The 9,732-nt window shown below is 37.6% G+C and carries 6 protein-coding genes and 1 pseudogene; 2 read left to right on the top strand and 5 right to left on the bottom strand.

The annotated features are described in order from the left end of the window. Positions 1-548: 548 nt before the first annotated feature. On the bottom strand, positions 549-2,324 hold the full coding sequence (locus B3I52_RS07770) for an aminopeptidase P family protein (protein ID WP_293300118.1): 1,776 nt from the start codon (positions 2,322-2,324) through the stop codon (positions 549-551). A 263-nt stretch (positions 2,325-2,587) separates the two neighbouring features. Then, positions 2,588-3,037 (bottom strand): universal stress protein, encoded by a 450-nt coding sequence (locus B3I52_RS07765; protein ID WP_293300116.1) that lies wholly within the window; start codon positions 3,035-3,037, stop codon positions 2,588-2,590. Positions 3,038-3,160: 123 nt separating this feature from the next. On the opposite strand from B3I52_RS07765, the gene B3I52_RS07760 reads away from it, so the two are divergent. Then, positions 3,161-3,940 (top strand): C40 family peptidase, encoded by a 780-nt coding sequence (locus B3I52_RS07760; protein ID WP_293300114.1) that lies wholly within the window; start codon positions 3,161-3,163, stop codon positions 3,938-3,940. A gap of 272 nt (positions 3,941-4,212) precedes the next feature. Here the strand turns inward: B3I52_RS07760 and B3I52_RS07755 are convergent, their stop codons facing one another. Beyond that, positions 4,213-4,860 carry a YceH family protein gene (locus B3I52_RS07755; protein WP_293300112.1) on the bottom strand — a complete coding sequence of 216 codons (648 nt, stop codon included), beginning with the start codon at positions 4,858-4,860 and terminating at the stop codon, positions 4,213-4,215. Between the two features lie 793 nt (positions 4,861-5,653). On the opposite strand from B3I52_RS07755, the gene B3I52_RS07750 reads away from it, so the two are divergent. Further along, entirely contained in the window at positions 5,654-7,852 is a 2,199-nt protein-coding gene (locus B3I52_RS07750) for a B12-binding domain-containing radical SAM protein (protein ID WP_293300111.1), read from the top strand. Between the two features lie 165 nt (positions 7,853-8,017). On the opposite strand, the gene B3I52_RS07745 is transcribed toward B3I52_RS07750, so the two are convergent. Both B3I52_RS07745 and B3I52_RS07740 read right to left on the bottom strand, forming a co-directional pair. Then, positions 8,018-9,196: a class I SAM-dependent methyltransferase gene (locus B3I52_RS07745; protein ID WP_293300110.1), complete on the bottom strand. Its 1,179-nt coding sequence runs from the start codon at positions 9,194-9,196 to the stop codon at positions 8,018-8,020. A 56-nt stretch (positions 9,197-9,252) separates the two neighbouring features. Continuing rightward, positions 9,253-9,732, bottom strand: a pseudogene (locus B3I52_RS07740) (aspartate kinase); the annotation flags it as partial.

The raw sequence follows: 9,732 nt of genomic DNA, 5'->3' as shown, positions 1-9,732 counted from the left end.
TCGGTTTTAAGTGAATTTAATGGAGTTTGCTAGGGCTTGACATATGGCATAGCCTAAAAATAAGACCCAAAACTCACGTTAAATTAACTTAGTTAATGTGAGTTTGGGTTACGACCTATCTGAAATGATGTTTGAAGTGTATTTTTTATGATGTTACGCTTCAATATTTTTGCTCTTCGCAATTATTTCTTGAGCTCATTATGTTCGGTTTGCAATTGCGAGGTCCTATCGGCAGATTTTTAATCTGCTATAGCCGATGTGCATTACAAATGCACGAATGGGGGTTCGCGATTACAAATCACGAATAGCACTTGCTATTGTTTTGTACTTGCCAATGGCGACGATAATGCAATGACTATAAAATTGCTTATGGAGTACAGTGGAGGAACTGCTTATGTAGTAATGAAATTGGTAAAGGCAATAAAATAGCTTAAATTAATTGTTTGAAAAAAGGGGCTGTGTTATTTTACAGCCCCTTTTGTTTTTTGTTACGAAAGCCTAGTAAGCGAGTATTGATTAGCCTTGGCTTAACTAAGCACTCTGCCGCCTTAGATGGCTTTTGTCATTTCCTTTAAAAAAACTTTTTCTTCCTCGTTTAATAATGGACTTACCTTTTCGTAAACCTCTTGATGGTATTGGTTTAACCAGTTAATGTGCGAAGGTTCTAATAATTCCTTTTTCACCAAAGTGGTGTCAATAGGGGCAAGTGTTAAGCTTTCAAAAGCATAAAATTCGTTAAACTCGTTATTTTCATCCTTTACCGTTAAAACTAAATTTTCGATACGGATACCATGTTTGCCGTTGCGATAAATACCGGGCTCAATAGATGTAATGGTTCCTAGCTCGATGGCAATTGGCGTAGCCGATGCGTTGAAAACATGAGGGCCTTCGTGCACATTTAAGTAATAACCCACACCGTGACCGGTGCCATGACCGTAATTTAAAGCATAATCCCACATTGGGCGGCGTGTAATGGCATCGATCTGATAACCGCAGGTTCCTTTTGGGAAACGGGTTTTACAGCCTTCAATCATCGCTTTTAATACCAATGTATAATCCGTTCGTTCTTCATCAGTGTTGTTCCCCATTGGAATTACACGGGTAATATCGGTAGTGCCATAAAGGTACTGCCCACCCGAATCTACCAAGAACAAGCCATTGGCCTCTATGGCTACATCGCTTTCTGGCGTAGCGGCATAATGTGGTAAAGCGCCATGAGCTTTATAGCCTGCAATGGTGTTAAAACTTTCGCCAACAAAACCATCTTGTTCTGCTCTAAAGCCTTTTAAAACCTCGGCAGCAGATATTTCTGTAATTTCTATCTTACCAATATTTTCTTTTACCCATTTAAAGAATTTGGTCATTGCTGCCCCGTCTTTAACCATTGTTTTGCGGGTGTTGGCAATTTCAACTTCATTTTTAATTGCTTTTAAATAGGTTGATGGATTGGTTTCTAATACCTTTTGCACTGCTTTTGCTACTTGCTTGTACATGAAATAGCAGTTGCGTTTTGGATCTATTAAGATATTGCTATTTGTAGGTAACTGTTGTAGGTCTGAGGCTAGCGCATTGTAATCTGCAATTGTTATACCTTGGTTTGTCAAAGTATGCTGATCGTCGGCAGTTAATTTATGCTTATCAATATAGATTTTCACCTGATTTTCCGCTATTAAAGCAAAACTTAACACCACAGGATTAAAACCTACATCTTGACCTCTTAGGTTAAAAATCCATGCCATATCATCTAATGAGGATACCAAATGATAAGCTACGCGTTGCTTTTTAAGAGATGCTCTAATTGCTGCCAATTTGCTAGGTACTGATTGGCCCACTACTTCGTCGGCTAATAAAAATGCCGGAGCAAATGGTAAAGCAGGCCTATCGTTCCAGATTTGTCCAACGTAATCTTGGTTTTCGAAGCGGATATTTTTAAAGGCTAATTGTTTTTCTAATTGTAAGCCTACTAAAACTGAAACTGTTTTTTCATCGAAAGCAATTTTACTGCCCTCGGGTAATTTCTGACCTAACCAATCGATGTATTCGGCCATGCCTTGTGCTTTCAATTTAACCAGTTCAAAACCACTTCCTTTTAATTGTTCTTCGGCTTGTACAAAATATCTCGAATCGGCCCATAAACCAGCATAATCTGCGGTAATTACCACGGTACTTACCGAGCCTGTAAACCCCGTAACAAATGGAATGCTTTTATAAAAATCTGGTAGGTATTCGCTGATATGTGGATCTGCCGATGGGATGATATAGGCATCAACGCCGTCCTTTTGCATCAAATTACGAATGGCTGCTAACTTTTCTAGGTGTGTCATTTATGTTTCTGTATTTTATTAATCAAAGTAATGGATAATTTGGCAATTAAGGGAAGCTTTACCTTAAAATTAATTAGCCATGAACAGCTATGAAACTGAAATTAACGAAGAGTTGACAAAAGAGAAAGAATAGTTTCTTAGCGCTAAGCTTTTGTTAATGACACCTAGACAAATAGTGATACCATATTGTAAGGCTAGTGAGTGATCTTTGTTTAATGTAGTTTGCTGTTTTATAGTGTGGTTAGATGGTTTGTAAGGTGTAGTTAAACCTCGGCTTTGTTGGGTACAATAAGTACCGGACAGGCAGATTTTCTTGCCACGTGTTCGGCTACGCTACCCATTAAAAAATGATTTAAACCAGTTCTACCGTGAGTGCCAATTACAATTAAATCTGCACGCCATTCTTCCGATTGTTGTAAAATTCCGTTAGTAGCCGTATCAAGTACAGAGAGGTAGGTAGTTGTTGTGTTATTACCAAACTTGTTTTCTATTTCTTTTAACAGTATATGGCTGTTTTCCAGATTGCTATCATAAATATCTACAATAGCGGGGGCAAAGCCAAAATCGGGATTGGCTAGGGGTGGCGCAGGTTCTACAATATTTAATAGGGCTACTTCTGCATGGTATAGCGTAGCCATCTCATAACCGGTTTTTGCGGCCTTTTCGGCACAAGTACTGTTGTCAACAGCAATTAAAATTCTTTTAAAATTCATGGCCTTATTTTTTGTTTCTACTAAATAACAAATAATTAATGGTAAAGTTTATGGTAATTATGCATAAAATAGGCTGATATTTATCACATATTTCTTTTACTTTTATACCGAATAATTAAGTTTATGAGTATATATTACGTTTGCAGAATTGCTGTGGCACCACTTAGGAAAGAACCTTCAGATAGGGCAGAAATTGTTTCGCAATTGCTTTTTGGCGATAGGGTAGCGGTGTTAGAAAAGAACGAAAAATGGTGTTTGGTGCGAACCAATCATGACAATTATGAAGGCTGGATGGATCCCAAACAGCTAGAGCAAGTAACTGCCCTACAATATAATGATGAGCAGAGCTATAAGTACATTAGTGCCTTAACTTTTGATAATCGTTTAGTTGATTACGCTGGAACTACTTATTATTTAAGCCCAGGAAGCACTTTGCCCTTTTACCAAGAAGGGTACTGCTATATAGGCGAACAAAGGTTTGAAGTAAAAACTGAGCCAATTATTCCTCATCCATCTGAATTTGCAGCAAAAGTAGAAGAAACAGCCAAGTTCTTTTTAAATTCTCCTTATTTGTGGGGCGGACGAACTTTTTTCGGTATCGATTGCTCTGGTTTTACACAAATGGTTTATAAATTATTGGGCATAGCATTGCACAGAGATGCCTCACAACAAGTAGAACAGGGGCAATTGGTAGATTTTCTGGCTTCGGCAAAACTGGGCGACTTGGCTTTCTTTGATAATGAAGAAGGGAAAATTACCCATGTGGGGCTAATGTTAAGCAATGATAAAATCATCCACTCGTCTGGTAAAGTTCGTATAGACCCTATAGATAACCAAGGTATTTACAATATAGAATTAGATAGATATACCCACAAATTAAGGCTGGTTAAGCGGTTTGTTTAACTGTTAGAAGTTTTATATAGGTATTAACCTAAGTTCGATTATTAAACACGCTAAAACAAGCTGTTAAAGCTAGCCCCGAATTAATTTCGGGAGACGGAGTGCAAATTTAGCGTTACCTCCGATACTCGGAGCAAGCGCTGAATTTATTTTGCTTCGCCGCTACTTCGTGGTCAGGGTCAGTGTTACAAATACGCTATCAGCGTATTAATAATCAATAGAATAACAATAACTCAGGTTATTAATAATATCCTGTAAGGTGCCGTGGTAATTTATTATCCCATTAACTCTTGCATCAATTTTTCGAAATTCTCTTTTAATTCTGCTAATTCTGTTTCTAGCTTGGTTACTCTTTCTTCCAAAACCGAATTGGTTTTTGCAGTTTCATCGGTAGCTAAGTCTTCTTCCATAAACTCTACATCGCCACTAAAAAGATGTGCGTAACGCTGCTCTTTTTGTCCAGGGCGTTTGGGTAATTGTTTAACGTAGCTTTCGCTAGCTAATTTTTCTAAGGTTTGGATAACTTCTTCTAAAGTTTCAAATTCATATAATCTGCCCGAGTTGGTGTTAATCTCTCCTGGGGTTTGTGGCCCACGCAGAAACAGCAGGCACATTACCGCTACTTCCGATGGTACCAATGGATAAGTTATGGCGAAATTGTGCTTGTATTTGATATTACGGATAGAACCTCCGGTAGCGGTAGAAATCAATCCGGCTATTTTGAGAGCATTTAGTGCCGTTCCAATGGTTTCCTCATCGTAATTAACCACCGGTTTTCTCGATGTTTTTTGGTTGCAAGCAGCAACTAGCCCATTCATGGTCATTGGGTAATAGTCGGGCGTGGTTTTTGCTTTTTCCATCAAGGCGCCTAATACTCTAATTTGTTCTTGATTAAGCACAGGTATTTTTATTTCATTGTCCATGTGGCTAATTTAATTTCTTCTAGTGATAAAGCAATAAGAAATCTTTTTTTATGCTAAACTTCCTTTTTTTTACGCTAAAAGAAGAAATGAAAGGGTATTAAAATCAGCAGTTAATTTAAAATTAGTTGTGGCTAATAAAGTTGTCGTTTCATATTTATAATTCTATTGCCAGTTTATTATTGTAAGTTTTAATTTGTAATTTTTTGTTTCTCTTCTCTTAAGTTTTATTAATTTTTTTTTAAAAGTTGGTAATAATTAAAATAATGTTATTATATTTGGGCTTACCCTTTCGGGGGTATGTTTTTCATAGGTAGATGTAGGGTCAGGAATTTATTCTTGACCCTTTTTTATTTTTCAGCATTTAGCAATTTTTAGATCAAACAAAAAAGTTGGAAGGAATGAAATAGTTTTTTGTTTTGCACTTGAAAACAAACGAGAATTTCCATTTTGGGTACAGCCGAACAAACTTGGATTGGTTTACTTTTGGAATAGCGTTTCTGTAGTAACTTCAGTTTCTTGCTACCTCCAAAAGAAGGGGCATGCCTCACATTTTCTATTGGCTTCATTATATCATGGAGGCCAATTAGCCTAGAAAAATTATTGAACAAAGTGATGGAATTTTTAATCATGTAATCAGTTACTGAGATTTCTTGTAAACCAAAAAGCCTCCAAATAAGTGTCTAAATTTTTTGGGGCAGTCTAAATTTGTGGGTTATTTTGTTTTTGGTATCTCTGTATAAATTTAAACTGGCGCTAAGTAAACATTTGCGTATTTTCGCAGAAAATAAAAAAATTGAAGGCCGATATTCTTTTAATTACACCACCATTTACGCAGCTGAATACGCCGTATCCGGCCACGGCGTATATTAAAGGTTTTTTAAATACCAAAGGTATTTCTTCCGTACAGGCAGACTTAGGCATCGAAGTGATCTTAGCACTTTTCTCTAAACCTGGGCTGGCAGCGTTATTTAATCAAACCGAGTTAACTGCCAAGGCCGATTTTTCTTTCAATGCACAACGTATTTTGGCCCTAAAAGATGAATACCTAAAAACCATTGATGCGGTAATTGCTTTTTTGCAAGGGAAAAATCCCACATTGGCTTTACAGATTTGTCAGGAAGATTTCTTGCCAGAAGCCTCTCGTTTTGCACAATTGGAAGAACTAGATTGGGCTTTCGGTGCTATGGGTACACAAGATAAGGCCAAACATCTAGCCACGCTTTATTTAGAAGATATTTCCGATTTCATTGTAGAATGTATCGATCCTAATTTTGGTTTTAGTCGTTACGCAGAGCGATTGGGGCGAAGTGCAAATTCCTTTGACGAACTGTACGAAGCGTTAAATCAGGCCCCAACTTATATTGATCATATCTTAATCGCTATCCTTAAAGATAGGATAGAAGAGGTACAGCCTAAAATGTTGTTAATTTCTGTTCCTTTTCCTGGGAATTTATATGCGGCGTTTCGCTGCGCTCAGTGGGTTAAACAGTATTATCCTACTATTAAAATCTCCATGGGCGGTGGTTTCCCTAATACAGAATTACGCTCCCTTTCAGATAAAAGAGTGTTTGAGTTTTTCGATTATATTACCTTAGATGATGGCGAGTTACCTATTGAACTGTTATACAATGCTACTCTTAAAGGCAACGAATTTAACCTCTACAAAAGAACATTTTTGTTAGAAAATGGAGAAGTTGCCTATCGTAATGATACTTTAAGAAACGATTATAAACAAGCTGAGGTAGGTACTCCAGATTATGCTGATTTATTGCTAGACAGCTACATTTCGGTGATCGAGATTGTAAATCCCATGCACAGAATGTGGAGCGATGGGCGTTGGAACAAGCTTACCATGGCGCACGGTTGTTACTGGGGTAAATGTACTTTCTGCGATATTTCGTTAGATTATATTAAGGTTTATGAACCCCTTGCCGCAAAGCAGATTGTAGATAGGATAGAAGAGTTGGTGGCAAAAACTGGGCAGAATGGTTTTCACTTTGTGGATGAAGCTGCGCCGCCTGCCTTAATGCGTGAAGTAGCGTTGGAAATTCTTCGAAGAAAGATTACTGTTACTTGGTGGACCAACATCCGTTTCGAAAAAAGCTTTACCAGAGATTTATGCTTGCTGCTGAAAGCATCGGGCTGTATTGCCGTTTCTGGTGGTTTAGAAGTCGCATCAGATCGGTTACTAAAACTAATTGATAAAGGTGTAACGGTAGAACAGGTGGCCAAAGTAACCAGGAATTTTACCGAAGCGGGCATTATGGTACATGCGTATTTGATGTACGGCTACCCCACACAAACGGTGCAAGAAACGGTAGATAGCTTAGAAATGGTGCGCCAATTGTTCGAAGCGGGAGTGTTGCAATCGGGATTTTGGCACCAGTTTGCCATGACGGCGCACAGTCCGGTGGGCTTGTACCCCGATAAATTCGGCGTGGTAAAAGAAACCGAAGAAATTGGAACTTTTGCCAATAACGATATCAACTATACCGATAAAACAGGAATAGACCATAACAAGTTTAGCTATGGTTTAAAGAAATCGTTGTTTAACTATATGCACGGCATTTGTTTCGATTACAAGTTGCAAGATTGGTTCGATTTTAAAATACCAAGAACTACCATTGCAGCAAACTTTATCGATACTGCTTTAAATAGTGATGAAAACCTTGGCGTTAAACCTTCTGCTAAAATTATTTGGCTAGGTGGTAAACCTAGGGTGGAGACCTTTGCCAAATCTAAAAAAGGCAATACTTGGCAAATGATGACTTTGCATTTCCACCACAAACGCGACAATTTTAGCCTACAAACTAATAAAGCAGAAGGCGAGTGGTTAGCGGCCGTTTTAGACAAGATTTCTGCTGCCAATGAAAAAACCTTGACATTTAACGACCTAAAAGCTGATTTTGAAACAAACCTAGAACATTTTGAGTTGTTCTGGTACTCAAAACCAATTCATACCTTACGAGCGTTTGGATTGTTGGTTTTGTAAGTTTCAGTAGTTCGTTAATTGAAACTATGCACTTTCAGTTGCTATAAAGTTTTAATGTGGCCAGAGATGCACAGATTACAAAGTGATTTTTTGATTTTTCATCAGCTGTGCATCTGTGGTGTTTTTAAACGAATATTTACGTCTTGTCAATGCGCTTAGCTTGATTTAATAATACTGCACAATCTGTGTTTTAAAAACGATATAAGTTTGTTGTATTTGAGAAAACAAATAAAACGTAGTTTTATGAGGTTTAATTTTGAGCTTTTTTACTAAGTTTTCTGCACTATCTGGAAAGTTTCTAACAATTACATTGCCCTGCAAATCTTTACTCTTTTTAAGTTCGTTAGGTGCAAAAACGGTTTCTATTTTAAAAATTCGGCCTATAAATGTTGGTACGGGTTGTGCCGCGTAATAAAGCTGACTTTGTTTTGCCAGTTTTTGTAAACCAAATTGCTGAGCAATAGCGTTAAATGCACCACTTTTCATTAAAGCTACATCGGGCTCAAATAAATAACCAGTAGCAGGTATGTTGCTGAGGTAATTGCCAACTTCAATATCATGGAGCGGTAATTCTATTTGTTTAATGCTGGCGTTTAAGGTAGCGCAAATTATTTTAGGTTCGTTGGTGTATTCTTTATCAATTACCCAAAGCAACTCTTTGCATTCGTTTTTTATACTAACGATATGGATTTCGGAAACGTTTTTTAATTCGGTTAAACCTGCCTGTAAATCTAACAGCGGCGAGGTTTTAACGATAATCCTGTCGGCTTTGCGCAATAACAAATCTAGGTGTTCAACTACATTTGGTGTGCAATCTGCTAACTTAAATACTTTCCCGCTAGCGCTTCTTCGGGCAGGGTCAACGTAGATAGTGCCAAATTTTAACGTAGCGTTTTGCAGAAATTGCAAGCCATCTGTTGCTATAATTTTGATGTTATTTGCGCCTAAAAGGGTGGCATTATGTGTAGAAATAGCCGCCAAATCGAGATTAATTTCGCAACTGTAAACTTCATCCACTTTGTGCGAAAAATAAAAGCTATCTACCCCAAAACCTGCGGTAATATCGACCAATAAATTGCCTTTTACTAGTTGCTGTTTGTAGGCGGCCGTTTCTTCAGATGAGGTTTGCTCTACCGACAAAGTACTGGGGAAAACAATGTTTTCTCGCTTAAACCAAGTTGGCAGTTTCTTTTCTGCTTTCTTTTTTGCCGCAATTTGGTTAGCCAACTCGGCCGAACTCACCTCAGAAAAAGGAGATTTTGACAAGGCGATTTTACTTACATCAGCACTTAAATTGCTGTTGATGTAATCTTGCACTTCCTTTTTTAAGAGGTTTTTGTTCATTTTAAGGTCTTTGGAGGAGAAATATGCTGTTAAATCATCACACTATAAACTTCCTTTTAGGGGTTGGTGGCATTTTTCATCACAATTTGGCAGGTGTTACGACTTTTTACTTCGAGCCAAACTTTTTTGTTAACGGTAACCCTGTCTATGGTTTCTTGGTTGTAATAACGAATGGTTACTAGCTCCATCTCCTTATTGTATTTTACCTTAAAATCTTCTGAAAGGTCGCTTATTAAATTGGCAATTTTTCTTTCATCGTCGTCAACGCTTACCGAAAAACTAATGGCAGAGTTGAGCATGGTATTTACTTTTACCTTGTTTTTATGGAAAATAGCAAAAATGTGGCTCAAGTTTTCTTCGATAATAAAGGAGAAGTCTTTGGGCGAGATAGACAATAATACTTGGTTTACCTTAAAAATAAACGATGCAATAGGTATGGTAGTAGCCTCGCTGCTAATTTCGGTTCCTGCTTCTTGTGGGTGTATAAAAGACCTTACATACAGCGGAATACTCTTGTTTTGTATTGGCTTTATGGT

Source organism: Pedobacter sp. UBA4863, from assembly GCF_002399615.1.
In the GTDB taxonomy this organism is placed as follows: Bacteria; Bacteroidota; Bacteroidia; order Sphingobacteriales; family Sphingobacteriaceae; genus Pedobacter.
The sequence above is the reverse complement of the archived record's forward strand: the minus strand, read 5'-3'. Positions and strand labels throughout refer to the sequence as shown.

Excerpts from the sequence above, each read along its gene's own strand:
- B3I52_RS07770 (WP_293300118.1), bottom strand. The coding sequence starts at position 2,324 with ATGACACACCTAGAAAAGTTAGCAGCCATTCGTAATTTGATGCAAAAG.
- B3I52_RS07765 (WP_293300116.1), bottom strand. The coding sequence starts at position 3,037 with ATGAATTTTAAAAGAATTTTAATTGCTGTTGACAACAGTACTTGTGCC.
- B3I52_RS07760 (WP_293300114.1), top strand. The coding sequence starts at position 3,161 with ATGAGTATATATTACGTTTGCAGAATTGCTGTGGCACCACTTAGGAAA.
- B3I52_RS07755 (WP_293300112.1), bottom strand. The coding sequence starts at position 4,860 with ATGGACAATGAAATAAAAATACCTGTGCTTAATCAAGAACAAATTAGA.
- B3I52_RS07745 (WP_293300110.1), bottom strand. The coding sequence starts at position 9,196 with ATGAACAAAAACCTCTTAAAAAAGGAAGTGCAAGATTACATCAACAGC.